The organism is Morganella psychrotolerans (assembly GCF_965118875.1).
GTDB classification, from domain to species: domain Bacteria; phylum Pseudomonadota; class Gammaproteobacteria; order Enterobacterales; family Enterobacteriaceae; genus Morganella; species Morganella psychrotolerans_C.
The window spans coordinates 1-25,705 of record NZ_CBCPJD010000003.1 but is presented as its reverse complement, the minus strand read 5'-3'; the positions used below and the strand labels follow the sequence as shown (position 1 = coordinate 25,705).

The following is a 25,705-nucleotide window of genomic DNA, read 5'->3' as shown; positions in this document are numbered from 1 at the left end:
TTAAAAATAAAACAAAACCCCGTGCTCATGCTTATTTTAACGTCAGAATGAACAAAAAAGGGGCGCTTTCGCGCCCCTTTTTTGGGTAATGCTGTTTTATGTTTATTGTTTCGCGGTTATCACACCATCAACTAAGTCCAGAGTGACAGGTTTACCCGGAACCAATTTACCTGACAACATAGCCTGCGCCATCGGATTCTCGATTTCCTGCTGAATAGCCCTTTTCAGCGGACGTGCCCCGTAAAGCGGGTCAAATCCGGCATCAGCCAGTTTATCAAGCGCACTTTCAGTGATCGTAGCCTGATAACCATGCTCTTCCAGGCGTTTATACAACCGTTTGAGCTGGATCTGTGCAATTGCATGGATCTGCTCTTTTGCCAACGGATGGAATACCACCACATCATCAATACGGTTGATGAACTCAGGTCTGAAGTGATGTGATACCACTTCCATGACCGCACCTTTCATTGCCTCGTAATCCAGTTCGCCAAAGTACTCCTGAATGCGATCAGAACCTAAGTTGGATGTCATAATCACAACAGTATTACGGAAATCAACGGTACGCCCCTGTCCGTCAGTCAGTCGTCCGTCATCCAGCACCTGTAATAAGATGTTGAAAACATCCGGATGTGCTTTTTCAACTTCGTCGAGCAGGATCACAGAATAAGGCCGGCGACGAACAGCTTCGGTCAGATAACCCCCCTCTTCATAACCGACATATCCCGGAGGTGCCCCGATAAGCCGTGCCACAGAGTGTTTCTCCATAAACTCGGACATATCAATACGCACCATCGCGTCATCACTGTCGAACATGAAATCAGCCAGCGCTTTACATAACTCCGTTTTACCCACCCCGGTCGGCCCCAGGAACAGGAACGAACCAATCGGACGATTAGGATCCGATAACCCGGCACGGCTGCGGCGGATAGCATTTGATACGGCCTCAACCGCTTCATTCTGCCCAATCAGCCGGCTGTGCAGCTTCTGCTCCATACGCAGCAGTTTCTCACGCTCACCTTCCAGCATGCGGGAGACAGGTATCCCGGTCCAGCGCGCCAGAATTTCTGCGATTTCCACATCCGTCACTTTGTTACGCAGCAACTTCATTTCTTTATCTTCAACTGAATTAGCTGCCGCCAGTTGTTTTTCCAGCTCCGGAATAGCACCATACTGAAGTTCTGACATTTTGGTCAGATCCCCGTTGCGGCGGGCTTGTTCCAGTGCAGTTTTTGCCTGTTCCAGTTCAGCTTTAATATTCTGAGTGCCGGAGAGTGTGGCTTTTTCCGCTTTCCACTCTTCTTCCAGAGACGCATATTCGCGCTCTTTTTCTGACAGTTCCTGCTCAAGCATCTCCAGACGTTTTTTACTGGCATCATCAGACTCTTTTTTCAGTGCCTGCTGTTCCAGTTTTAACTGAATGATACGACGGTCAAGTCTGTCCAGGGATTCCGGTTTGGAGTCCATCTGCATACGCAGACTGGCGCCCGCCTCATCAATCAGATCAATCGCTTTATCCGGTAACATACGATCCGAAATATAACGGTGCGATAATGTTGCCGCCGCAACTATTGCCGGATCGGTGATCTGCACATGGTGATGCAGCTCATAACGTTCTTTCAGACCACGCAGGATAGCGATGGTATCTTCAACTGTCGGCTCCGCCACATAGACTTTCTGGAAACGGCGCTCTAATGCCGCATCCTTTTCTATATACTGGCGATACTCATCCAGGGTAGTCGCACCCACACAGTGGAGTTCACCACGTGCCAGTGCCGGTTTTAACATATTCCCCGCATCCATGGCACCGTCCGCTTTACCGGCGCCGACCATGGTATGCAATTCATCTATAAAGAGGATGACGTTGCCTTCTTCTTTAGATAATTCATTCAACACGGCTTTCAGGCGCTCTTCAAAATCCCCGCGGTATTTGGCACCCGCCAGTAACGCCCCGAGATCCAAAGAAAGAACGCGTTTGTTTTTCAGTCCTTCCGGTACTTCGCCGTTGACGATGCGCTGAGCCAGCCCTTCCACGATGGCGGTTTTACCGACACCGGGTTCCCCGATAAGCACAGGGTTGTTTTTCGTTCTGCGTTGCAATACCTGGATGGCACGGCGGATCTCTTCATCACGCCCGATAACCGGATCCAGTTTGCCGGACTCCGCACGCTCAGTTAAATCAATCGTATATTTTTTCAGGGCCTGACGCTGATCTTCCGCGCCCTGGTCATTTACATTTTCACCATTACGCATAATGTCGATAGCCTTCTTCAATGTGTTTTTATTAATTCCGGCTGCTTTTAATATGTCAGCTAATGAGCTGTTACTCTCTAAAACAGCCTGAACAAAGATTTCGGATGCGATATACGCATCATTTTGTTTCTGTGCTATTTGGTCACAGATATTCAGGTGACGAATTAAATCATTCGAGGGTTGCACATCGCCGTCAGCCCCCTGCACCTGCGGTAGACGATCTACAGCTTCATCAATCTTCTGATTCAGTTGCGCAATATTCGCCCCGGCTGATGCCAGTAACGGACGCGCAGACCCGCCTTCCTGATGTAAAAAGGCTGACAGTAAATGAGCGGGCTCAATAAATTGATTGCTGTGCCCGACCGCGAGGGACTGAGCATCGGCGAGCGCTTGCTGGAATTTATTCGTGAAACGATCCAAACGCATAACACCTCCCAAAAATGGCTTTGAATTTTCGCTAAGTACTAAATGAGGACTTTTGTCAAATATTCAAGTCGGTTTTCGAAAAAAAAGTAAATATTATGTGTGTTCTGAAACGTTATGACTGATGAGACGGGGTAATCCAGATAAAAGACGCCATTCGTCCTGTGCGGGCATCACGGCGGTAAGAGAAAAAACGCGCCGGTTCACTAACAGTACATTCGGTACCGCCGTAAATGGCTGTCACGCCCTGTTGTTCAAGGCGCTGACGGGCAAGCCCGTAAATATCCGCGAGGTATTTATCACCACGGGAAATAAAAGCAGAAGCAGCCTGCGGAGAGTGCGCGATAAATGCCTCACGCACTTCAGCACCCACTTCAAACTGCTGCGGACCGATAGCCGGTCCCAGCCACGCCATAATCTCTGATGGTGCGGCAGAAAAACAGGCCAGCGTGCTTTCCAGCACACCGACACACAGCCCCCGCCAGCCGGCATGCGCACCGGCAACTTCGCGCCCGTCACGGGAGCAGAACAGTACCGGCAGACAATCGGCTGTCATAATGGCACACACTTTACCCGGCGTGCGGGTATACACCGCATCAGCTTCAGGTCCGGGCAGCGTGGCGTTATCTAATACCACGACTGCCGTGCCATGAACCTGATTAAGCCAGAACGGCGTATCAGGAAACCCGGCAGACGTCGCCAGAATATCCCGGTTACGGGCAACATCTACGGACGAATCACCGACATGCAACCCCAGGTTTAAGCTGTCAAACGGCGGCTGACTGACACCGCCCCGGCGTAATGTACTGAACGCGGCAACCTGTGCAGGTACCGGCCATTCAGGGGTGAGCAGTGCTGTCATTGTGATCCCTTACCAGTCCATATCGTCCTGATGGGCTTGTGCGTCAGCTTTCAGAACGGCAATAAGCTTCACCATATCATCAGGGATGGGCGCATGCCACTCCATCTGAATACCGGAAATCGGGTGATAGAGACGCAGCATGGTGGCATGCAGTGCCTGTCGGTCAAATTCACGCATCTCATCGCGGAATTCATCACTTGCCCCTTTGAGAGGACGCGGACGCCCGCCGTACAACTGATCGCCCACCAGCGGATGATTAATATACGCCATATGTACGCGGATCTGGTGAGTACGCCCTGTTTCCAGACGCAGACGCAGACGGGTATGGGCACGGAAGTGCTCCATCACACGGTAATGCGTCACAGCCGGTTTGCCCATCGGGTTTACTGCCATGTGAGTACGTTTTGTGGAGTGACGCGAGATAGGCTCTTCCACTTTACCGCCGGCGGTCATGCGCCCGGTTGCCACTGCTTCATATTCACGGGTGATTTCCCGTAACTGAAGAGATTCCACCAGACGGGTCTGTGCCGGAACTGTTTTTGCCACAACCATAAGACCGGTGGTGTCTTTATCCAGACGGTGAACAATACCCGCGCGCGGTACATCTGCAATTGCCGGGTAGTGATACAGCAGCGCATTCAGAACGGTACCGTCCGGATTGCCCGCACCCGGATGGACAACAAAGCCACGTGGCTTATTGATAACCAGGATATCATCATCTTCATAAACAATGTTCAGTGGCAAGTCCTGCGGCAGGAAACGAACATCTTCCTCGATCAGCGCATCAATACTGATTTGCTCTCTGCCCAGCATTTTTTCTTTCGGTTTATTGACAAGACGCCCGTTAACCTGAACTCTGTTATCTAAAATCCACTCTTTTATGCGCGAACGTGAATAGTCAGGGAACAATTCCGCTAAAGCCTGATCTAAACGCTGACCGAGCTGAGAATCATCAATAGTTGCGGTAAGTTGTATTTCTTGAGCCATATTTGTCTCTGTATCTGAAAGTTATATTTTGAACGGCAAGACCGTTTCATTTAAACTATGTGCTATTGTATCGCGATCGCTACCGGGAGCGACAACGGAGTGCTCCCTAAAAAATATTCAGAGGATAATCAACACGTGATGATACGTATGAAATATCTCGTGGCTGCAGCCACGCTAAGCCTCATGTTGTCCGGCTGTTCCGGTAACAAGGAAATTCTCCCGGATGCATCCCCGTCAGAGCTTTACGCTGTCGGTCAGGAGAAATTACAGGACGGTAACTATAAAGGGGCAATCACGCAGCTTGAGACCCTCGATAACCGTTTTCCTTTCGGCCCGTATTCGCAGCAGGTTCAGCTTGATCTGATTTACGCCTACTACAAAGCCGGCGATTTACAGATGGCACTGGCCTCGATTGACCGCTTCATGCGCCTGAACCCGACACACCCGAACATTGATTATGTCCTGTACATGCGCGGTCTGACCGCACAGGCACTGGATGATAACATGCTACAGAGTTTCTTTGGTATCGATCGTGCAGACCGCGACCCGCAAAACGCACGCGTGGCATTCCAGGATTTCAGTCAGTTACTGCGTTATTACCCGAACAGTATCTATTCAACAGACACAACAAAACGTCTGGTTTTCCTGAAAGACCGCCTGGCTGCCTTTGAACTGGCCGTTGCGAAATTCTACACGAAACGCGGGGCATATGTCGCGGTGATTAATCGTGTTGAGTTAATGCTGCGCGATTATCCGGATACGATGGCAACACGTCAGGCGCTTCCGCTGATGGAAAATGCCTATAAAGAGTTAGGGTTAACGACAGAAGCCGGAAAAGTGGCGCAGTTAATTGCTGCCAACCCGAAAAGCTGATTTCGTTTTACTCATCAGAAGCCACCGGCCTGCCGGTGGTTTTTTTATGTCCGGTATTTGTCCGGAGTCAGCGCTGCGCTCATAAAAAATGGCTGTCCGTTTTCTTTTTGCAAAGAATACGCGATCAGCCAACTTATCAATCATGCACCATTCCCCGCACCGCCGCAAGTTGTATCATCCGGATTTTCTATCCGAATCACAAAAATATAACGTCTTGAAAAAACTAAAAAATAATAGTGACGGCGATCAATTTTTTCTTGTTACCATCCACGTACTCTGTAGTTCAACAAGACGGATGTAACAAAGAGAGGTCACTATGAATGTGAATATCACCAGCAAACAAATGGAGATCACCCACGCAATTCGGGATCATGTTGAAAGCCGTCTGGATAAGCTGAATAAATGGCAGGTTCCTTTGGTCAATCCGCATATTATCCTGGCGAAAGATCCGCAGGGTTTTGTGGTTGATGCCACTATCAGCACACCGAATGGAAATTTAGTTGCCAGTGCAAAGCATGCTGATATGTATGCCGCCATCAATGATCTGTTGGCAAAACTGGAACGGCAACTGAATAAAGCGCAGCACAAAGGCGAAGCCCGCCGTGCTGACAGCAGCGTCAAAGAAGCGGACTTCGAGTCTGACGCGGAACCAACAGAATAAAAAATATAATACGTTTAGTTTTGTCTCTGCGCGCCCTTCGGGCGCGTTTTTTTTAGTTGACACCCGGTCGCACATCGGGTTAATTGATTAACATCACCTGACATAACGGATAAACCACTGACCATGATCCTGCGTAACTGTTTCTTCCTTTTCTTTTTTAACTTCTGCTGACGAGGCTTTTTGTCGTTCGGGAAAGAAAACGAAGACGCACACAAAAGCCTCCCTCCGCGGAGGCTTTTTTATCGCCGGAAAGTCAGTTTCTGAGGACGGAATATGAATGATCTTTTAGCCATACGGGAACACATCAGTCAGTTAGATGCGCAATTATTAGATTTGCTGGCAAAACGCCGTCAGCTCGCCGCCGCTGTTGCACAGACAAAATTGCAGGACAACCGTCCTATCCGCGATAAAAACCGCGAACGCGAGTTGCTGGATGTACTTATCCGCCGGGGAAAAACCGCCGGACTGGACGGATTTTATATCACCCGCCTGTTTCAGCTGATTATTGAAGACTCGGTTTTAACCCAGCAGGCGATTTTACAAAAACACCTGAACCAGACACCGGATAACAGTGCGCGGATAGCCTTCCTCGGTCCGAAAGGTTCCTATTCACATGTAGCCGCCCGCCAGTATGCTGCCCGTCACTTTGATCATATGACTGAGTGCAGTTGCCGGAAATTCCGCGATATTTTTGAATTAATCGAGAGCGGGCAAGCCGATTACGGCATGCTGCCGCTTGAAAATACCAGTTCCGGTGCGATTAATGATGTCTATGATTTACTGCAAACCACCCCGCTGTCGATAGTCGGGGAACTGCGTCTGCCAATAAACCACGGGTTACTGACCCGAGCGGGAACAGATATCGCGGCGATCACGACCGTTTACAGCCACCCACAACCTTTCGAGCAATGCAGCCAATATCTGAACCAATTCCCGCAGTGGAAAATTGAATATTGTGAAAGTACCGCAGCGGCCATGGAAAAAGTAGCGGCACTGGGGAGTCCGGATGTTGCAGCGCTCGGCAGTGAAGCCGGTGGCGTGCTGTATGGTTTACAGGCTATCGCTCATAATCTGGCAAACCAGCAGACCAATATGACGCGCTTTATTGTTATCGCCCGCCACCCTATTGATGTCGCCGAACAGGTTCCGGCAAAAACCACGCTGCTGATGGCGACCGGGCAGCAGGCCGGTGCGCTGGTTGATGCGCTGATTATCCTCAAAGAACACAACATAGTAATGAGCAAACTGGAGTCACGTCCTATCAACGGCACGCCGTGGGAAGAGATGTTTTATATTGATGTTCATGCCAACCTGCGTTCTGTCGGTATGCAAAACGCACTGAAAGCATTACAGGCTATCACCCGTTCTGTCAAAGTGCTCGGCAGCTATCCCGGTGAGCATGTACCGCCTGCATTAATCGACTGACTGATTATTACTGCGCAGGACAGCCTCCTTCCGCAGCCAACGAATCTGCAGTTTGAATGAATAAGGGTATATCCATTTGTCACCACCAGAGGTTGCAGGTAAACTGCACCCTTTATTTTTATTCGGAGTTCTCCGGCATGAGTGATATTGCGGGCTGGCAGCCGACTGCCCCGATAGCCAATCTATTAAAACGCGCAAAAATTGTTAATGAAATCAGACATTTTTTTGCAGACAGAGGTGTATTAGAAGTCGAAACGCCGACCATGAGTCAGGCGACCGTCACCGATGTTCATCTGCGTGCTTTTGAAACACAGTTTGTCGGCCCGGGAGCCGCACAGGGATTAACTCTTTATCTGATGACCAGCCCCGAGTACCACATGAAGCGGTTGCTGGCAGCCGGAAGCGGCCCTATTTATCAGATGGCGCGCAGTTATCGTAATGAGGAAACCGGACGCTATCACAATCCGGAATTTACCCTGCTTGAATGGTATCGTCCGCATTATGATATGTACCGTCTTATAAATGAGGTTGATGATTTACTTCAGCAAATTTTAGAGTGTGAAAGTGCTGAATCGTTATCCTATCAGCAGGCTTTTCTGCGCTATCTGGATATTGATCCGCTGACAGCCGAAAAAGAAAAACTGCGTGAAGTCGCGGCAAAACTGGATGTCAGTAATATCGCCGATACGGAAGAGGATCGCGATATCCTGCTGCAACTGCTGTTTATGGTAGGCGTGGAGCCACACATCGGGCTGGAAAAACCGACCTTTGTTTACCACTTCCCGGCAAGCCAGGCCTCTCTGGCGGAGATCAGTTCTGAAGATCACCGCGTTGCCGAGCGCTTTGAGGTGTATTACAAAGGTGTCGAACTGGCGAATGGTTTCCGTGAACTGACTGATGCCGCCGAACAACGCCTGCGTTTTGAACGGGATAACCGTAAACGGGCAAGTCTCGGTCTTGCGGAGCAGCCGATTGATGAACATCTGCTGGCGGCCCTTGAGCATGGTTTCCCTGAATGTGCCGGTGTCGCACTCGGAGTCGACCGTCTGATTATGCTGGCACTGGGTGCAGAGCGGATCAGTGATGTGATTGCTTTTCCGGTTGATCGCGCTTAGTTACATTTCAGCCATCTGTTAAGCAGATGGCTGTTTTCTCACACACTCTCTCTTCACAATTTCACCTGAATAATTAAGTTGCTCATTATTTGCAAGTGACTTGATTGAATCAATGATATTTTCCGTTAAATAAACAAAAAAACACCACCAATACCAATCAACGGAAGATTAGTTTATGCATATCTCATCAGAAACGTTATCAGCAAAGTTTCATGCATTTGAGTCATCAGTAAAATCAGTGATTAAGAATTTGTTTGCATCACTGCATTCAATTTCTGATATTAAAATGACAAATAATAAGCCCGCGACGACAGGACAGGAAAAACTGCCTGATAGTTTTGTTTCGCGCAATTTAGCATTAGATGATGATATCAGTCCAAGTAAACAAACACCCCGCTTTCATGGCTATACTAATAACTTCCGGAACACAGGTGAGGAAGCACTGCTGCTTCACGGCAGCAAAAGTGGAAAATTTACCGTTGGTAATCTTGCTCGGCCGATAATGGAAAATGGTAAATATACAATGAATGGTGACAGACCACGTTGCTGGCTGGATAACTCACAGTCACAAAATTTAACCGCACGTGAACTCGTTGATTATCTGAAAGAAAAATCAAGAGAAGAAAATAACATTGAGATTGATCTGACTAAAAATGCAGGACCGATACATTTAATCAGTTGTTTCGGAAAACAAAAAGCAGCGCAGGATCTTGCTGATGAAACGGGAAGACCGGTTATTGCATATTCAAATCAGGAAATTGTTTGCAAGGACTTAATGACCATCCGGCGTATTGAATTTACCGTTGACAGTAACTTCAAACACAACCGGGATCCACGAAAACCTATCTCAGGTAAGGAATACCATACTGCAACCCCGAGAACCTTTCATCCTACAAACAATAGCGTGAAATAACCGGTAATATAGTAAGGTGCTGAATAATTTCAGCACCAGTAGTTTCATCAGCGTCTGCTGTCATTCGCCTGTGGTAATAGTCGGTTACTCTCTTTCATAAAGTGCTGTGCGTGTTCACCAAACCACTCACTGACAGACGAAAATTGGGTAATAAATTCTGCTTTGTCCCGGTTTTCCAGCACCAGAAGCGCCTCGCCAAACTCCCGGTGATAATCTTCAATCACATCGAGATTATTTTCTGACGACATAATAATATCTGCATATAATTGCGGATCCTGGGCGAACAGCCTCCCGACCATTACCAGTTCAAGCCGGTAAATAGGCGATGATAGTGATAATAACTGCGAAAGATCGACATTTTTCTTTGCCAGATAGCGCCCGTAAGCAAAACTGGTAAAGTGACGCAATGCCTGGATATAGCGCATATTACGATCATGCTCATGCGCTTTTATGCCCTGTAAATGTGCGCCCCATACTGCAATTTGCTCAAGAAACCACTGATATTGCTCCGGATAACGACCATCACAAAACGCAACCACCTGCTTGGCGAAGCTGCTGACATCCGGTCCGAACATCGGGTGCAACCCGAGCACCGGTCCGCTATGAACTGCCAGCATTGCCTGTAACGGTCCTTCCTTAACAGAGGTAAGATCAACCAAAAGGCAATCATCCGCCAGAGGAGGAAGCTGTTTGATTACCTGCTCTGTCAGGTGGATAGGCACACTGATGACTACCATGCCGGCATCCTGAACCAACTCAGCTGCGTTATCCCAGTCTCCGCTGTCCAGGCTGCGGACGGTATACCCGGAAAGTTCCAGCATTCTGCGGAACAACTGCCCCATTTTGCCGTTACCGCCGACAATCACAACTGGGCGGGCGTGCTCATTGAGTTTTTTAAAGCCCTTATCATTCTCGCGGGAATAGGATTCCCGCATGATCCGGCGCAGAATATCCTCAATCAGATCCGGCGGAACGCCGAGTGATTCGGCCTCCTTCCGTCGGGATGCCAGCATTGCGGCTTCCCGGTCAGGAGCATAAACCGGCAGTCCGTGCTGACTTTTTACCTCACCGACTTCTGCCACTAATTGCAGACGCTTTGCCAGCAACGTCAGCAGCGATTTATCGACTTCATCAATTTGATCACGTAAATGTGTTAATGCGCCGGACATACACCTACCCTGTTTTAGTTATCCTGCCTGCTGTAATCTGACGACGCGCTTTGCCAGTTCCGGTGAAATTTGCTGGTGTAACTGACGCAGCACCGCTTCTGTGGTTTCCCAACTGATGCAGGCATCAGTGACTGATACGCCGTATTTCATGGTACTACGCGGCTGTTCAGATGACTGGTTGCCTTCATTAATATTACTTTCCACCATAATACCGGTGATGGAGTTGTTTCCCGCACAAATTTGTTCTGCGACAGACTCAATTACGACTGGCTGACGACGGTAATCTTTATCTGAATTACCGTGGCTGCAATCTACCATCAGTGATGGTGCCAGACCGGCTTTTTCCATTTGCGCCTCACATTCCTGCACATCTGCCGGATGGTAGTTAGGCTGTTTTCCGCCGCGCAGGATCACATGCCCGTTCGGATTACCCTGTGTCTGTAACAGGCAAATTTGCCCGGATTGATTAATACCCATAAAGCGATGTGGCATTGATGCCGCTTTCAATGCATTAATAGCGGTACTCAGGCTGCCGTCAGTTCCGTTTTTAAAGCCGACCGGCATAGATAACCCGGATGCCATTTCGCGGTGTGTCTGAGATTCCGTGGTGCGCGCACCAATAGCAGACCAGCTGAATAGATCCCCCAGGTATTGCGGGTTATTCGGATCGAGCGCCTCACCTGCCAGCGGCAGTCCCATCTGAACCAGATCAACCAGCAGTTTGCGGGCAATATGCAGCCCTTTTTCCATCTCAAAAGAACCGTCCATAAACGGATCACTGATAAGCCCTTTCCAGCCCACAGTGGTCCGTGGTTTTTCAAAATAGACACGCATCACGATGTACAGACTGTCACTCAACTCAGCAGATAATTCTTTCAGACGGCGCGCGTACACCAGTGCGGCATCCGTATCATGAATAGAGCACGGGCCGCAGACCACTAACAAGCGGGGATCACGATGATGAACAATATCCGCAATCGTTTTACGCGCATTTGCAATGGCATGCTGATCGTCATGACTCAACGGGTACTTTTGTTTCAGCTCTTCCGGTGAGATTAAAACAATTTCATCACTGATATGTACATTATTGAGTGCATCTTTTTGCATGATCATGGTGTCTTCCTGCTGAATTTTACAAAAAATGGATTACGTGTTGAATGACTGAGAAAACACCATAACATTCTTCGTAAATATTTCAATCCGAATATGTAAAATATTTATAATTTCGTACATTTTTAATTACATTATTAATTTCTTATTTTGTAAGGTCGGCAGGTAGTTATCTTTACCTACAATAAAAAGAAAGGTAAATGCCTTTATCATAATGATAGATAACATAATTTATCTAAAACAAACAAATTAAGATAATAATGTAATCTGTACATTGAAAAATAGCGCCAAACGGCATTGTGTAAATAAATATTTACACAAAATAAAAGGAGCCGGAGAGAATAACAGACAATAACAAGGGAAAATCATCAGACAGAAAGATAAAATACTATTGCGGGGCACTATCCGGTGGAATAACGATAAAAAAGGCCAGCACACGGCTGGCCTTTATTATCATATCGGATGCTTGCGCATTATCTTGCGTTCAAACGCTCTTTAATACGAGCTGCCTTACCTGAACGCTCACGCAGGTAGTACAGTTTAGCACGACGAACGGCACCACGGCGCTTAACGCTGATGCTATCGATCACAGGTGAGTGAGTCTGGAATACACGCTCAACACCTTCGCCGTTAGAAATTTTGCGAACAGTGAATGCAGAGTGCAGACCGCGGTTACGGATAGCGATAACCACGCCCTCGAATGCCTGCAGACGTTTTTTAGAACCTTCAACGACCCATACCTTAACTTCCACGGAATCACCCGGACGGAATGAAGGTACGTCTTGTTTCATCTGCTCATCTTCGATCTGTTTAATAATGTTGCTCATAATAAATCTCTTACCCTAGGTAAACTGATATTTCAAAAGACATCCCGCAGGACGTCCGGATTAACTAGTTGCTCCGGTCTGATATTCCCGTTGGAAATCAGCCAGCAACATCCTTTGCTCGTCAGTCAGAGCTAGGCTTTCCAGAAGTTCAGGTCTTCTGAGCCAGGTGCGACCGAGTGACTGTTTCATACGCCAGCGATCAATTTCTGCATGATTGCCCGACAGTAAAACCGGCGGAACACTCATACCATCCAGCACCTCAGGGCGGGTGTAATGCGGGCAGTCAAGTAAACCATCAGCAAATGAATCTTCTTTTGCTGATGCCTGATGTCCGAGGACACCCGGTACAAAACGCGACACCGCATCAATCAGTGTCATCGCCGGCAGTTCACCGCCACTCAGCACGTAATCCCCGATTGACCATTCTTCATCAATTTCGGTTTGGATCACGCGCTCATCAATCCCTTCATACCGGCCACAAACAAGAATCAACTTCTCACTTGCTGCCAGTTCACAAACTCCCTGTTGATCGAGTTTGCGCCCCTGCGGCGAAAGATAAATCACTTTCGCATTGTCACCTGCGGCAGCTTTTGCGTCATGAATGGCTTTGCGCAAAGGCTCAACCATCATCAGCATGCCCGGACCGCCCCCGTAGGGCCGGTCGTCCACAGTATGGTGCCGGTCATGCGTGTAATCACGCGGGTTCCAGCAATCAATACTGATCAGGCCATTTTTTACTGCCCGGCCGGTCACTCCATGCTCGGTTATTGAGCGGAACATGTCAGGAAACAGGCTGATAACCCCAATCCACATTTTCGTATCCAACTCAAATCAAAAAACCATCACCGGAGGTTTAAAAACCGGGATCCCACTCAACTTCAATCAGTTTTGCCGTGAGATCAACTTTCCTGATAACCTGCCCGTCAAGATACGGAACTAACCGCTCTTTCATACCAAAAGCATCTTTCAGATTTGCTTTAATCACCAGAACATCATTCGACCCGGTTTCCATTAATTCAGTCACCGTGCCGAGATCATAACCGCCGGTAGTCACTACATGGCAACCCATAAGGTCTTTCCAGTAGTAATCCGTGCCGTCTAATTCCGGTAACAATGCACTATCAACCACGATTTCCGCGTTAATTAATGCATTTGCTGCATCTCTGTCGTCAACCCCTTTGAGTTTGACGATCATATCCTGATTGTGATTTTTCCAGTCTTCCGGTTCGATGTGTTGCCACACGCCGGCACGCTGAATAAACCACGGCTGATAATCAAAAATACTTTCTGCATTTTCGGTGGAAGAAAACACTCTGAGCCACCCTTTAATACCGTAACAAGACCCGAGCTTGCCCAGTACAATAGGGTCAGCCGGTGCCTGTGTATTAGCGTGCTTGCTCATTGTTACCACCGTGACAGATTAAGCTGCTTTCTTAGCGTCTTTGATCAGTGCAGCAACACGATCAGAGACAGTTGCACCCAGACCGACCCAGTGTTCAACACGGTCTAAATCTAAGCGCAGAGTTTCAGCCTTACCAGCAGCGATAGGGTTGAAGAAACCAATGCGTTCGATGAAACGACCGTCACGTGCATTACGACTGTCGGTTACGACTACTTGGTAGAATGGACGCTTTTTTGCGCCGCCACGAGCTAAACGAATTGTTACCATAACATCCTCATTGAATTTATAAACAACCAGACACCATCGAGGAATGGTGTCCGGTTGTCATAGAAAAAGCCCGAAAAGTTTACTCACTTTGGCGTAAAAATCAATCTAAAGTGATTATTCTTTGTGACTTTCTTTGTTTACCGCCCCATCATACCCGGCGGCATCATCCCTTTCATGCCCCGCATCATCTTCGCGAGGCCCCCTTTTTTCATCTTTTTCATCATGCGCTGCATGTCGTCAAACTGCTTGAGTAAGCGGTTAACATCCTGCACCTGAGTTCCGGAACCCGTTGCAATACGGCGCTTGCGGGACCCTTTGATAATTTCCGGTTTGATACGCTCTTTCCTGGTCATGGAGTTAATCATGGCTTCCATTTTGACCAGCACGCTGTCATCCATCTGCGATTTTACCGCATCAGGTACCTGAGACATACCCGGCATCTTGGTCAGCATACTTGCCATGCCGCCCATGTTACGCATTTGTTTCAGTTGTTCGAGAAAATCGTTGAGATCAAACCCATCGCCTTTCTTCAGTTTTAAGGCCAGCTTTTCAGCCTGATCGCGATCAACCTTGCTCTCAATATCTTCAATCAGAGAGAGCACATCGCCCATCCCTAAGATGCGTGACGCCACACGATCCGGATGGAACGGCTCAAGTGCGTCCGTTTTTTCACCGACACCCAGGAATTTAATCGGCTTGCCGGTAATGTGGCGGATAGACAGTGCCGCACCGCCACGCGCATCGCCGTCCACTTTCGTCAGGATAACCCCGGTCAGCGGTAATGCTTCGTTAAACGCTTTTGCGGTATTCGCAGCATCCTGCCCCGTCATGGCATCAACAACAAACAGTGTTTCAACCGGCTTAACTGCAGCGTGCAGTGCTTTGATTTCATCCATCATGCCTTCATCGACATGCAGACGACCCGCGGTATCCACCAGCAGGACATCAAAGAATTGCAACTGCGCATGCTTCAGCGCTTTATTGACGATATCAATAGGTTTTTCTGAAACATCAGACGGGAAGAATCCGATATCCACCGTTTCTGCCAGTGTCTGTAACTGTTTAATCGCCGCAGGGCGATAAACGTCAGCTGACACCACCAGAACTTTTTTCTTATGCTTTTCTTTCAGCAACTTACCGAGCTTAGCTACGCTGGTTGTTTTACCCGCACCCTGCAAACCGGCCATCAGAACAACGGCTGGCGGCTGAGCCGATAAATCAAGGGCGTTGTTTTCTTCGCCCATTGCCGCGACCAGTTCGCCCTGAACAATCTTGACGAATTCCTGACCCGGTGTCAGGCTTTTATTAACGTCATGACCTACCGCGCGTTCTTTAACACGATTGATGAAATCCCGCACAACCGGCAGGGCAACATCGGCTTCCAGAAGCGCCATGCGGACTTCACGCAGCGTCTCTTTAATATTGTCTTCCGTCAGTCGTCCGCGACCACTGATATTGCGCAAGGTGCGCGAAAGTCTGTCAGTTAAATTATCAAACATGTCATCGACTCTGCCAAAACTGAGCTAAAAATAGAAAAGATGGCGGTGATTATAACACGGGCCCGTGCAAATCAGCGAACCGATTTACGTAAAGTATCGTGTAATCATTGGAGTGCCAGGCAGGCTGCGGTATACTGAAGTATGAATTTTTTTTCATTTCACTGACTGAATAATCACAACACCATGCCTGAAATATCTGTAGTTGCAATAAGCGCTTACCTGCTAAGTCTGGTATTACTGGTTCCGGGTCTGCTCCGCTATCACCGCGGCTACCGGCGACTCGCGCTGTTTTTCGCCGTAATCGCCCTGGCAAGCCATGGTGTGGCGATTAAATCACAGATTTTTCAGGGAATCGGGCAGAACCTGACACTGCTTAATCTCGGCTCCGTGGTCAGTTTAATGGTCTCGGTTATCATGACGGTTGTTGCCTTTCAGGGACGCGCTTGGTTTCTGATCCCCATCGTATACAGTTTTTCGATGATAAACCTTGTCCTCGCAACCCTGATGCCAGGCGAGTTTATTACGCATTTACAGGCCAGTGTCCCGCTGTTTGTCCACATTGGTCTTGCGCTGCTCAGTTTCGCCACACTGATTATTGCCGCACTTTATGCTATGCAACTCGGCTGGATGGATCATCAGCTGAAAAATAAACGCCTGAAGTTTACGCCGGATATGCCGCCATTAATGGTTATCGAGCGCAAGATGTTTCACATCACGCAGGTCGGTGTTGTCTTGCTGACCCTGACACTCGCAACAGGTATTGTTTTCATGGATAACATCTTTGATAAAGATAATATTCATAAATCCCTGCTGTCGATGGTTGCCTGGTGTGTGTATATCGTGCTGCTTTGGGGGCATTATCATGAAGGCTGGCGCGGCAAGCGGGTTATCTGGTTTAACTTTGCCGGGGCGTTTATTCTTACTCTCGCATTTTTCGGACACCGTTTATTTCAGGAAATCATGTTGTATGCGTAAATAACGCATTCACTGAATCTATTATTTCTATACCCAACGTCATTCAGAATGCAGGCAGGCGGCAAGGGAAGACAGCCAACGAACCTGCAGTTTGAATGAATAAGAGTATATAAGCTCATCACATGAGGAAGGAACACCGCTGTGGAGCACGTCTCAACAAGCACTCTGATTATTACTCTCATTTTTTTAGTGTTAATTTCAGCGTACTTTTCTGCATCAGAAACCGGCATGATGACAATCAACCGGTACCGCTTACGTCACATGGCCAAGCAGGGAAACCGATCTGCCCTGCGCGTCGAGAAACTGCTGAATAAACCTGACCGCCTGCTCAGCCTTATTCTTATCGGTAACAACCTTGTCAATATCATTGCGTCCGCGCTGGGAACTATCGTCGGTATGCGCCTGTACGGCAATGCCGGTGTTGCAATAGCCACAGGGGTACTGACGTTTGTTATCCTGATTTTTGCTGAAGTGATGCCGAAGACGATTGCCGCACTTTATCCGCAGCAGATCGCATTCCCCAGCAGCATTCTGCTGCGTCCGCTGTCAAAAATCTGTCTGCCGGTCGTATGGGGCTTTAACGCCATAACGTTGATTCTGATGCGCTGTATCGGCATCCGCGGGACGGTTATCCGCAGTGATGCCTTATCCAAAGACGAATTAAAGACCATTGTCAATGAGTCCAAAGGTAAGCTATCCCGGCGTAACCAGGACATGCTTATCTCCATTTTGGATCTCGATAAAGTTAGTGTTGATGAAATTATGGTGCCGCGTACAGAGATTATTGGTATTGATATCAATGATGACTGGAAATCAATTCTGCGCCAGCTCACGCACTCCCCGCACGGACGAATTGTGCTCTACCGGGACTCTCTGGATGATGCGATAGGCATGCTGCGTGTCCGCGAAGCTTACCGACTGATGATTGAGAAGCGGGAATTCACCAAGCAAATGCTTATCAAAGCGGCAGACAAAATCTATTTTGTACCGGACAGCACCCCGCTGAATCTTCAGCTGGTTAATTTCCAGCGAAATAATGAGAAGGTCGGGTTAGTTGTTGATGAGTATGGCGATATTCAGGGACTTATCTCTGTGGAAGACATCCTGGAAGAGATTGTCGGGGATTTCACAACCTCCATGTCACCGTCGCTGGCAGAGGAAGTGCGCCAGCTACCGGATGGTACAATGCTGATTGAAGGCACTACAAACATTCGTGAAATCAATAAAGCACTGGGATTATCTCTGCCCGAAGAAGGTGCGCGTACCATTAACGGATTATTGCTGGAAGAGCTGGGTGATATTCCGAAACTGAATACCAAAGTCAAAATCGGCCGCTATCAGTTTGAAGTGACTGCCATCGGTGAAAATGTCATTAAAACAGTGAAAGTCATCCCGCTGGCACATTTAGAGGCTAATATCGCCGCCGATATCTGAATCAGCCTGAAAAAAAACCTGCGGTCTGATATACACCGCAGGTTTTTTTCTGTCTGGTGAAACAAGATTACGGATGCAGTTTTTCTAACTCATCGTCAGTTAACAGCAGGTCATCGTTCTTGTTTACACGCACATCACGCTCAATGATATTTTTCGCAATCTGATGCGCTTCATCAAGTGAATGCATTTGATACGTCCCGCACTGATACAGATTCAGTTCCGGAATTTTCGCCTGGTCATGTACCGCCAGAATGTCTGCCATTGCCGCTTTCCAGGCCTGTGCGACACGGGTTTCTGATGGTGCGCCAATCAGACTCATATAAAATCCGGTACGGCAGCCCATTGGTGAGATATCAATGATTTCAACACCATTGCCGTTTAAATGGTTACGCATAAAACCGGCAAACAGATGCTCCAGTGTATGCGTTCCTTTCTCCGGTAAAATTTCTTCGTTAGGAACACAGAACCGCAGATCGAAAACAGTAATCGTGTCGCCACCGGGTGTGGTCATGGTTTTCGCTACGCGCACCGCAGGTGCTGCCATACGTGTGTGGTCTACTAAAAAACTATCCAGTAAAGGCATAATTCCTGCTCCTCTTTTTTTTGTAAAAAAAAACGAATAAATGAAACTTTCTCTAAATACGCAGGTCTGATGTAATGAAAGACGCGCAATTTGTTATCATCCCTATTCTCTGAGATATTTTTTTGGCCACATATTTGTGGCCATTTTCTTATCTGTCAGAGACTAGCGACCGCCATGCAGCGCCAGATACTCATCAAAACTCAGCGTATCACTCTCTTCCATCGCTTTTTGCTTATCAACAGAAGCCTGCCGTTGTTCTTCAAAGTCAGCTTCACTGATCACTTCATACGACTCGTGGCTCAGCTCATTGTGATACCGGTCCGCCAATGCCAGACCATAACTTCCGATGCCTGCTTCTTTTATCAGTGCCAGCATACGACCCGAGAACGTCAGCTCCGGATCGTCAAACTGCGCTGTTAATGCTTCGCACACTTCGCGGTAATGCGTACCTGAACAGGAATCTAACACATCTGCAACACGCAGAAGGTCATTAAACAGTGCGTGACCTACTTTTTGCAAGGGTTGTTTTTCACGACCGCAGCCAATCCCGATAACCTGACCCGGTTTCCGGCCTTCCAGAATCACACGATTCCAGTTATGGCGGGCGCAGGCAAGCTCCTCTGCACTCATTTCCGGTGCATCAGCCAGCACACACCAGATAAGGAACAAATCGAGGAAACGGATCTGAGTTTCATCCACACCGGTCGCAGAGAACGGGTTGATATCCAGCGCACGGACCTCAATATACTCAACGCCGCCGCGCTGCAATGCATCAGAAGGCGACTCATCACCTTTCTGGACACGCTTAGGTCGGATAGGTGCATAGAACTCGTTTTCAATCTGCAACACGTTAGCATTGATCTGAAGGTGTTTTCCGTCTTTGGTTAATCCTATTGCGGCAAATTCTTCAGACGGGATCTGAATCGCATTCTTCAACCCGGCGACATAGGTGTCCAGATGATTGAAGGTGATGTTCAGATCGCTTTGTGATTTATTGGTATACCCGAGGTCACTTAAACGCAGTGACGTGGCGTACGGCAGGTATAACGCACCTTTCGGCAATGTTTCAAACGGCAGGTTGGTTTCGCGCCCGCGCAGGAAAGAACTGCAGATTGCCGGGGATGCACCAAACAAATACGGAATAACCCAGCCAAAACGGTAGTAATTGCGGATCAGGCGGAAATAACCATCTGAAATTTTATCTTTGCCATCTTCTTCACCACTGACGCCACTCCACGCCTGCCAGAATTCCATCGGCAGAGAGAAGTTATAATGCACGCCTGAAATAGTCTGCATCAGAGCGCCGTAGCGGTTTTTCAGTCCTTCCCGGTACAGGGTTTTTAAGCGCCCTGTATTTGATGTGCCGAACTGTGCAAGCTCAATAGCGTCTTCTGAATCAATAAAGCAGGGCATGCTCAACGGCCACATACGCTCATTTTTCAGGTGGCGAGCCGTGTAGCGGTGGACATCACGCAGAAACTTCACTGTGTAATCGATACGCGAGTCAACCGGCGTAATAAATTCCAGCAATGATTCAGCGAAATCTGTCGTGATCCACTTATGGGTTAATGATTTGCCTAAGCCGTCCGGGTGACCGGTACGCGCAAGGTGGCCATCGGGTGTGACGCGGAGTGTTTCGCGCTCAATACCACGATTGATGCCTTTTAAAATTCGGGGGTGCGTCTCTAACCATGAGAGCGCTTTAGATACATCCGGGATCAAATCGACCTCCCGTGCTGATAATAGATGTTATTCATAAGAGGGATACTTTATCGCAAAGGCGGGATCTTGTCGCTGTGATTCAACGCCCCCCACACAAACGGGAAAACGGAAAAAGCAGCAATAACGATGCGTTATCCCCATTACACGCAATTGTGATCCGCTCAGTTTAAGACGCATCTGAGGGTTCAGCTAATGAGTATGACGCAAAAACGGATACGATTCAGTGACGGGAAAAGCAGGAAACAAAAAACCCCACTCAAAGAGTGGGGTTTTTATATGGTGCACCCAAGAGGATTCGAACCTCTGACCGCCCGGTTCGTAGCCGGGTACTCTATCCAGCTGAGCTATGGGTGCGAAATCGATTGAATAAGAGAATAAAGATGGTGCACCCAAGAGGATTCGAACCTCTGACCGCCCGGTTCGTAGCCGGGTACTCTATCCAGCTGAGCTATGGGTGCCGTGCACATTATTCTGTTATTACAAATCAGTTTTGAAGAGGGGAATTAAGATGGTGCACCCAAGAGGATTCGAACCTCTGACCGCTCGGTTCGTAGCCGAGTACTCTATCCAGCTGAGCTATGGGTGCATACCTGAAAATATCTTTTCAAACCTGATTTTTTTTATTTTAGTGTTTGCTGACACCAAAATAAAAACCCCATGATAACATCGTGGGGTTCGTTATGGTGCACCCAAGAGGATTCGAACCTCTGACCGCTCGGTTCGTAGCCGAGTACTCTATCCAGCTGAGCTATGGGTGCATAATCTGATGGCGGTGAGAGAGGGATTCGAACCCTCGATGCAGCTTTTGACCGCATACTCCCTTAGCAGGGGAGCGCCTTCAGCCTCTCGGCCATCTCACCATTTTTCAGACCACACAACAATGAATTTCGTTTCCGTCATGTCGTCGTTGTGTGGCGCACATATTACTTTCCCCCACTGAGAAGTCAAACAATTTCTCCCAACTTTTTCATATCTCACGATCGTTTGCACAATTAGCGCGCACTCTGTTGGTTTTCACAACGATACGTCTGTTTTACCGACAGCATTTTGTCACCATACCTGATCAGTAGCGTGGCTGTATCACCGGATTATTTCAGGTGAAAAATGCACGGAAACAAATAAAGTGACAGAAAGACGGGTGATTTATGCAGGAAAAATAAATAAGAACGGGGATAATGACGTCATATTCGGATGACAATTAACGCAAAAAGAGAAGAAGGCGCCCGCCATCGTAACGAGCGCACCTCACAACTTAGTAGTTATTATTATTATTTGGTTGGGATTTTTCAGCCTGGATCCGTTGGTAAATTTCTTCACGGTGAACAGAAACTTCTTTGGGGGCGTTGACACCAATTCGTACCTGGTTACCTTTAACACCCAGTACAGTCACTGTTACCTCATCGCCTATCATGAGTGTTTCACCAACTCGACGAGTCAGAATAAGCATTCTTTGCTCCTTGAAATTTTAAAAGAGTCGGGCCACTGAGTTCGCCCGCCATTATCCATCCAACACCGTGAAAGCGTATATACCCTTATTCATTCAAACTGCTGGTTCGGTGGCTACGCTCAGCCCGGCCTTGTCACATAGTTTATCTATGCTCACCGCCCGGCTTCTCCTGCCGCTTGCCTGCCCCCTGAATGACGTTGGGTATAGCAATGATTATTTGTAAACTATATGTAGTTTTATATACATTGCAATATTTAGTGTAGTTAAAAATTGCGACCTAATGTTAGTGATACAAAGACCCTATCACCAATACCAGGAGCACCCCGAAGTGTGCTCCTGCTCATACTTATTCAGATTACAGCTGTGATTCCACCCACTCTGCAACACCTGCCATCGCAGCAGGTAAAGCAGCAGTATCAGTACCACCGGCCTGAGCCATATCCGGACGACCGCCCCCTTTACCGCCGATTTTCTCAGCAATAAAGGCAACCAGGTCGCCGGCTTTTACTTTGCCGGTCAGGTCTTTTGTGACACCTGCAATCAGGCTAACTTTATCATCACTGATAGTTGAAAGCACAATTATTCCGGAACTTAATTGATTTTTCAGATCATCAACCATCGTCCGTAGCATCTTAGGTTCAGTATCAGCCAGTTGTTTCACCAGGAGCTTAACGCCCTTAACTGAAACCGCTTCTTTGGTCATAGATGAGCTGTCCCGGGCCACCTGCTGTTCTTTGAGTTGCTGTAACTCTTTTTCCAGTAAACGGATTTTATCCAGTGCGGCTTTCACTTTCTCACCAACACCTGCTTCGTCACTTTTCACCAGTTGTGCTACACAGGATAAGGCATCTGACTGATTATACACCGTTTCCAGCGCACCCGTACCAGTGACCGCTTCAATCCGGCGGATACCGGCAGCGGTCGCAGATTCACTGATGATACGGAACAGGCCTATATCGCCTGTGCGGGTGGCATGTGTACCACCACACAATTCAGTTGAGAAGTCGCCCATACTCAGTACACGGACGCGCTCGTCGTATTTCTCACCAAAGAGTGCCATTGCACCTTTTGATTTCGCGTCTTCCAGATCCATCAGCTCAGTTGTGACCGGCTCATTTTTACGGATCTCTGCATTCACCAGATCTTCAACCTGACGGATTTGTGCCGGCGTCATTGCTTCAAAGTGAGAGAAGTCAAAACGCAGGTATTTATCATTAACCAGCGAGCCTTTCTGAGACACATGCTCACCCAGAACCTGACGCAGTGCAGCATGCATCAGGTGCGTTGCTGAGTGATTCAGGCGGATAGCATTACGGCGCTCTTCATCAATCTTAGCGGTAATCTTATGATTTACCGTTAATTTCCCGTACGCAACGCGACCCAGGTGACCAATTGCCTGGCCATATTTCTGCGTGTCCAGCACAGTGAATTGTGCATCATTGTTAGTCAGCACACCGGTATCGCCCACCTGACCACCGGATTCGGCATAAAACGCCGTTTTATCCAGAATAACCAGGCCTTCATCACCGGCATTGAGTTCAGTTACCGGATGACCTTCTTTGTACAGTGCAACAATGGTTGCCGCCTGTTCGTTGTGGTCATATCCGGAGAAATCACTGCGCTTATCCACTTTGATCAGACTGTTATAGTCTGCACCAAATCCGCTGTTTTCACGGGCACGGCGGCGCTGTTCTTCCATCGCTGTTTCAAATGCAGCTTCATCTACTTTCAGATTACGCTCACGGCAGACGTCCGCGGTTAAATCCAGCGGGAAGCCGTAGGTATCATAAAGGCGGAAAGCAGCTTCACCACTCAGGGTATCGCCTTTCAGAGAGGCTAATTCATCATCCAGTAACTGAAGGCCACGCTCCAGGGTGCGGGCAAACTGCTCTTCTTCTGATTTCAGGACTTTTTCGACAGTTACGCGCTGACGGGTGAGTTCTTCACCGGCGGTTCCCATCACATTAATCAGTGAGCCGACCAATTTGTAGAAGAACGTATCGTTCGCACCGATCATGTATCCGTGTCGGACAGCACGACGGATGATACGGCGTAATACATAACCGCGCCCTTCATTCGACGGGATAACACCATCACAAATCAGGAATGCACAGGAGCGGATGTGGTCAGCAATCACACGTAATGATTTACTTGTCAGATCCGCAGCCCCGGTGACTTTTGCCACATCAGCAATCAGAGCACGGAATAAATCGATGTCATAGTTAGAGTTAACGTGCTGAAGTACAGCAGTGATACGCTCCAAACCCATACCGGTATCAACAGACGGTTTCGGCAGAGGCTCTAATGTACCGTCAGACTGGCGGTTGAACTGCATGAAGACGATATTCCAGATCTCAATATAGCGGTCACCGTCTTCTTCCGGTGATCCCGGAGGTCCGCCCCAGATGTGGTCGCCATGATCAAAGAAAATTTCAGTACACGGACCACAAGGTCCGGTATCACCCATCTGCCAGAAGTTATCTGATGCATATTCAGCACCTTTATTATCGCCGATACGGATGATACGTTCTGCCGGTACGCCTATCTCTTTATTCCAGATTTCGTATGCTTCATCGTCTGTCGCATAAATGGTAACCCACAGTTTTTCTTTCGGCAGGTTAAACCATTCTTTGCCGGTCAGCAGTTCCCATGCGTAATTAATAGCATCGTGCTTGAAGTAATCACCGAAGCTGAAGTTACCCAGCATCTCAAAAAAGGTATGGTGACGTGCAGTGTAGCCGACGTTTTCGAGGTCGTTGTGTTTTCCGCCTGCACGAACACAGCGCTGTGCTGTTGTTGCGCGGCTGTACGGACGTTTGTCCAGACCCAGGAAAACATCTTTAAATTGGTTCATCCCTGCGTTAGTAAAAAGCAGCGTCGGATCGTTATTCGGTACCAGGGAGCTGCTCTGGACAATCTGATGTCCTTTTGTATGAAAAAAATCGAGAAACGCCTGACGGATCTCAGCGGTGCTTTTGCTCATATTTATCCCGAAATCAAGCTGAAATAATAAGATTCATGAACTGCGAAACAGACTGTAAAGCCGCTCCGGTTCAACCTGCGGATCAATCAAGGCGGGGAGAAATTTAACGTTTTCCCTTGGACATTAAATCCCAGATAAATCCATTCACTGACCCCATTGTAAAGCGAATAAACTTTTTCTGAAAGTCTGTTCGATCAAACACAATTTATTCGGCCGGGGAAGGGGTTTTAGTCAGAAAGAGGCGTATGACTGAAGATAAAAATAAAGCCACACCCCTTGAGGGCGTGGCTTTATTTACAACGACATGATTTTATTAAAATAAATGTATGGCACGTATTATTTTATTAATCAAACTTCTTCGTTATTTGCATCTTCAGTTTCAGTTTCTTCACTAAAACTTTGTGTCACTGAACTTAATTCACCGGCATGATTTAGTAGCAAATCACGTAACTTTTTATCCAGTTCCTCAGCCATTGCAAGGTGTTCTTTCAGGTAAATAGTTGCATTAGCTTTACCCTGACCAATTTTTTCACCGTTGTAGCTGTACCAGGCACCCGCCTTTTCAACCAGTTTATGTTTTACGCCAAGGTCAATCAGTTCACCCATGGTGTTGATCCCTTCGCCATACATAATCTGGAATTCAGCCTGCTTAAACGGTGCTGCAATTTTGTTTTTTACCACTTTAACGCGGGTTTCGCTGCCGACAACTTCATCACCATTTTTGACCGCACCGATACGGCGGATATCCAAACGGACAGATGCGTAGAACTTCAGTGCA

At 47.9% G+C, this 25,705-nt stretch carries 21 protein-coding genes, 5 tRNA genes, 1 pseudogene and 1 other annotated feature; of the genes and pseudogenes, 7 read left to right on the top strand and 20 right to left on the bottom strand.

Annotation, left to right across the window (positions count from 1 at the left end; genetic code table 11):
* Positions 1 to 102: 102 nt before the first annotated feature.
* From clpB to rluD, 3 genes are all read right to left on the bottom strand, one after another.
* On the bottom strand, positions 103 to 2,676 hold the full coding sequence (gene clpB / locus ACMHKJ_RS05350; RefSeq protein ID WP_413492478.1) for an ATP-dependent chaperone ClpB: 2,574 nt from the start codon (positions 2,674 to 2,676) through the stop codon (positions 103 to 105).
* 112 nt (positions 2,677 to 2,788) lie between these two features.
* Complete coding sequence (gene yfiH / locus ACMHKJ_RS05345; protein ID WP_413492477.1) at positions 2,789 to 3,535, bottom strand: purine nucleoside phosphorylase YfiH; 747 nt, start codon at positions 3,533 to 3,535, stop codon at positions 2,789 to 2,791.
* A 9-nt stretch (positions 3,536 to 3,544) separates the two neighbouring features.
* Positions 3,545 to 4,522: a 23S rRNA pseudouridine(1911/1915/1917) synthase RluD gene (rluD, locus tag ACMHKJ_RS05340; protein WP_413492476.1), complete on the bottom strand. Its 978-nt coding sequence runs from the start codon at positions 4,520 to 4,522 to the stop codon at positions 3,545 to 3,547.
* Positions 4,523 to 4,660: 138 nt separating this feature from the next.
* Between rluD and bamD the strand changes: the two genes are divergently transcribed.
* The 5 genes from bamD to ACMHKJ_RS05315 all read left to right on the top strand — a co-directional run bounded on the left by bamD (position 4,661) and on the right by ACMHKJ_RS05315 (position 9,509).
* Complete coding sequence (bamD, locus tag ACMHKJ_RS05335; protein WP_413492479.1) at positions 4,661 to 5,395, top strand: outer membrane protein assembly factor BamD; 735 nt, start codon at positions 4,661 to 4,663, stop codon at positions 5,393 to 5,395.
* A 316-nt stretch (positions 5,396 to 5,711) separates the two neighbouring features.
* Entirely contained in the window at positions 5,712 to 6,056 is a 345-nt protein-coding gene (raiA, locus tag ACMHKJ_RS05330; protein ID WP_413492475.1) for a ribosome-associated translation inhibitor RaiA, read from the top strand.
* A 122-nt stretch (positions 6,057 to 6,178) separates the two neighbouring features.
* Positions 6,179 to 6,300 (top strand) — a sequence feature (Phe leader region).
* Between the two features lie 29 nt (positions 6,301 to 6,329).
* Positions 6,330 to 7,481, top strand: coding sequence for a bifunctional chorismate mutase/prephenate dehydratase (gene pheA / locus ACMHKJ_RS05325; RefSeq protein ID WP_413492474.1), 1,152 nt, complete (start codon positions 6,330 to 6,332; stop codon positions 7,479 to 7,481).
* A gap of 137 nt (positions 7,482 to 7,618) precedes the next feature.
* Positions 7,619 to 8,596: an elongation factor P--(R)-beta-lysine ligase gene (epmA, locus tag ACMHKJ_RS05320; protein ID WP_413492473.1), complete on the top strand. Its 978-nt coding sequence runs from the start codon at positions 7,619 to 7,621 to the stop codon at positions 8,594 to 8,596.
* A 175-nt stretch (positions 8,597 to 8,771) separates the two neighbouring features.
* Positions 8,772 to 9,509, top strand: a complete 738-nt coding sequence (locus tag ACMHKJ_RS05315; RefSeq protein WP_413492471.1) for a hypothetical protein — start codon at positions 8,772 to 8,774, stop codon at positions 9,507 to 9,509.
* Positions 9,510 to 9,556: 47 nt separating this feature from the next.
* On the opposite strand, the gene tyrA is transcribed toward ACMHKJ_RS05315, so the two are convergent.
* The 7 genes from tyrA to ffh all read right to left on the bottom strand — a co-directional run bounded on the left by tyrA (position 9,557) and on the right by ffh (position 15,783).
* Complete coding sequence (gene tyrA, locus ACMHKJ_RS05310) at positions 9,557 to 10,678, bottom strand: bifunctional chorismate mutase/prephenate dehydrogenase (RefSeq protein ID WP_413492470.1); 1,122 nt, start codon at positions 10,676 to 10,678, stop codon at positions 9,557 to 9,559.
* 18 nt (positions 10,679 to 10,696) lie between these two features.
* Positions 10,697 to 11,791 (bottom strand): 3-deoxy-7-phosphoheptulonate synthase, encoded by a 1,095-nt coding sequence (locus tag ACMHKJ_RS05305; RefSeq protein WP_413492468.1) that lies wholly within the window; start codon positions 11,789 to 11,791, stop codon positions 10,697 to 10,699.
* 470 nt (positions 11,792 to 12,261) lie between these two features.
* A complete protein-coding gene (gene rplS, locus ACMHKJ_RS05300; RefSeq protein ID WP_067367401.1) occupies positions 12,262 to 12,615 on the bottom strand; it encodes a 50S ribosomal protein L19 in 354 nt (117 codons plus the stop codon).
* Between the two features lie 60 nt (positions 12,616 to 12,675).
* On the bottom strand, positions 12,676 to 13,428 hold the full coding sequence (trmD, locus tag ACMHKJ_RS05295) for a tRNA (guanosine(37)-N1)-methyltransferase TrmD (protein WP_067402099.1): 753 nt from the start codon (positions 13,426 to 13,428) through the stop codon (positions 12,676 to 12,678).
* Positions 13,429 to 13,468: 40 nt separating this feature from the next.
* Positions 13,469 to 14,017 carry a ribosome maturation factor RimM gene (gene rimM, locus ACMHKJ_RS05290; protein WP_413492467.1) on the bottom strand — a complete coding sequence of 183 codons (549 nt, stop codon included), beginning with the start codon at positions 14,015 to 14,017 and terminating at the stop codon, positions 13,469 to 13,471.
* Positions 14,018 to 14,035: 18 nt separating this feature from the next.
* Positions 14,036 to 14,284 (bottom strand): 30S ribosomal protein S16, encoded by a 249-nt coding sequence (rpsP, locus tag ACMHKJ_RS05285; protein WP_067367409.1) that lies wholly within the window; start codon positions 14,282 to 14,284, stop codon positions 14,036 to 14,038.
* Positions 14,285 to 14,421: 137 nt separating this feature from the next.
* Positions 14,422 to 15,783 carry a signal recognition particle protein gene (gene ffh / locus ACMHKJ_RS05280; protein ID WP_413492466.1) on the bottom strand — a complete coding sequence of 454 codons (1,362 nt, stop codon included), beginning with the start codon at positions 15,781 to 15,783 and terminating at the stop codon, positions 14,422 to 14,424.
* Between the two features lie 183 nt (positions 15,784 to 15,966).
* On the opposite strand from ffh, the gene ACMHKJ_RS05275 reads away from it, so the two are divergent.
* Together ACMHKJ_RS05275 and ACMHKJ_RS05270 are read left to right on the top strand one after the other, a co-directional pair.
* Positions 15,967 to 16,758: a cytochrome C assembly family protein gene (locus ACMHKJ_RS05275; protein ID WP_413492465.1), complete on the top strand. Its 792-nt coding sequence runs from the start codon at positions 15,967 to 15,969 to the stop codon at positions 16,756 to 16,758.
* Between the two features lie 141 nt (positions 16,759 to 16,899).
* Positions 16,900 to 18,192: a CNNM domain-containing protein gene (locus ACMHKJ_RS05270; RefSeq protein WP_413492464.1), complete on the top strand. Its 1,293-nt coding sequence runs from the start codon at positions 16,900 to 16,902 to the stop codon at positions 18,190 to 18,192.
* Positions 18,193 to 18,259: 67 nt separating this feature from the next.
* Here the strand turns inward: ACMHKJ_RS05270 and luxS are convergent, their stop codons facing one another.
* The 10 genes and pseudogenes from luxS to recA all read right to left on the bottom strand — a co-directional run.
* On the bottom strand, positions 18,260 to 18,775 hold the full coding sequence (gene luxS, locus ACMHKJ_RS05265) for an S-ribosylhomocysteine lyase (RefSeq protein WP_067423924.1): 516 nt from the start codon (positions 18,773 to 18,775) through the stop codon (positions 18,260 to 18,262).
* A 162-nt stretch (positions 18,776 to 18,937) separates the two neighbouring features.
* Complete coding sequence (gene gshA, locus ACMHKJ_RS05260; protein WP_413492463.1) at positions 18,938 to 20,497, bottom strand: glutamate--cysteine ligase; 1,560 nt, start codon at positions 20,495 to 20,497, stop codon at positions 18,938 to 18,940.
* A 277-nt stretch (positions 20,498 to 20,774) separates the two neighbouring features.
* Positions 20,775 to 20,851 (bottom strand) — tRNA-Arg (locus ACMHKJ_RS05255).
* A 27-nt stretch (positions 20,852 to 20,878) separates the two neighbouring features.
* A tRNA-Arg gene (locus ACMHKJ_RS05250) sits at positions 20,879 to 20,955 on the bottom strand.
* A 51-nt stretch (positions 20,956 to 21,006) separates the two neighbouring features.
* A tRNA-Arg gene (locus ACMHKJ_RS05245) sits at positions 21,007 to 21,083 on the bottom strand.
* A 95-nt stretch (positions 21,084 to 21,178) separates the two neighbouring features.
* Positions 21,179 to 21,255: transfer RNA gene (locus ACMHKJ_RS05240), tRNA-Arg, on the bottom strand.
* Positions 21,256 to 21,264: 9 nt separating this feature from the next.
* Positions 21,265 to 21,357: transfer RNA gene (locus ACMHKJ_RS05235), tRNA-Ser, on the bottom strand.
* A gap of 392 nt (positions 21,358 to 21,749) precedes the next feature.
* Positions 21,750 to 21,944 carry a carbon storage regulator CsrA gene (gene csrA, locus ACMHKJ_RS05230; protein ID WP_413492462.1) on the bottom strand — a complete coding sequence of 65 codons (195 nt, stop codon included), beginning with the start codon at positions 21,942 to 21,944 and terminating at the stop codon, positions 21,750 to 21,752.
* Positions 21,945 to 22,299: 355 nt separating this feature from the next.
* Positions 22,300 to 24,927 carry an alanine--tRNA ligase gene (gene alaS, locus ACMHKJ_RS05225; RefSeq protein ID WP_413492461.1) on the bottom strand — a complete coding sequence of 876 codons (2,628 nt, stop codon included), beginning with the start codon at positions 24,925 to 24,927 and terminating at the stop codon, positions 22,300 to 22,302.
* Positions 24,928 to 25,275: 348 nt separating this feature from the next.
* Positions 25,276 to 25,705 (bottom strand): annotated as a pseudogene (gene recA / locus ACMHKJ_RS05220) (recombinase RecA); the annotation flags it as partial.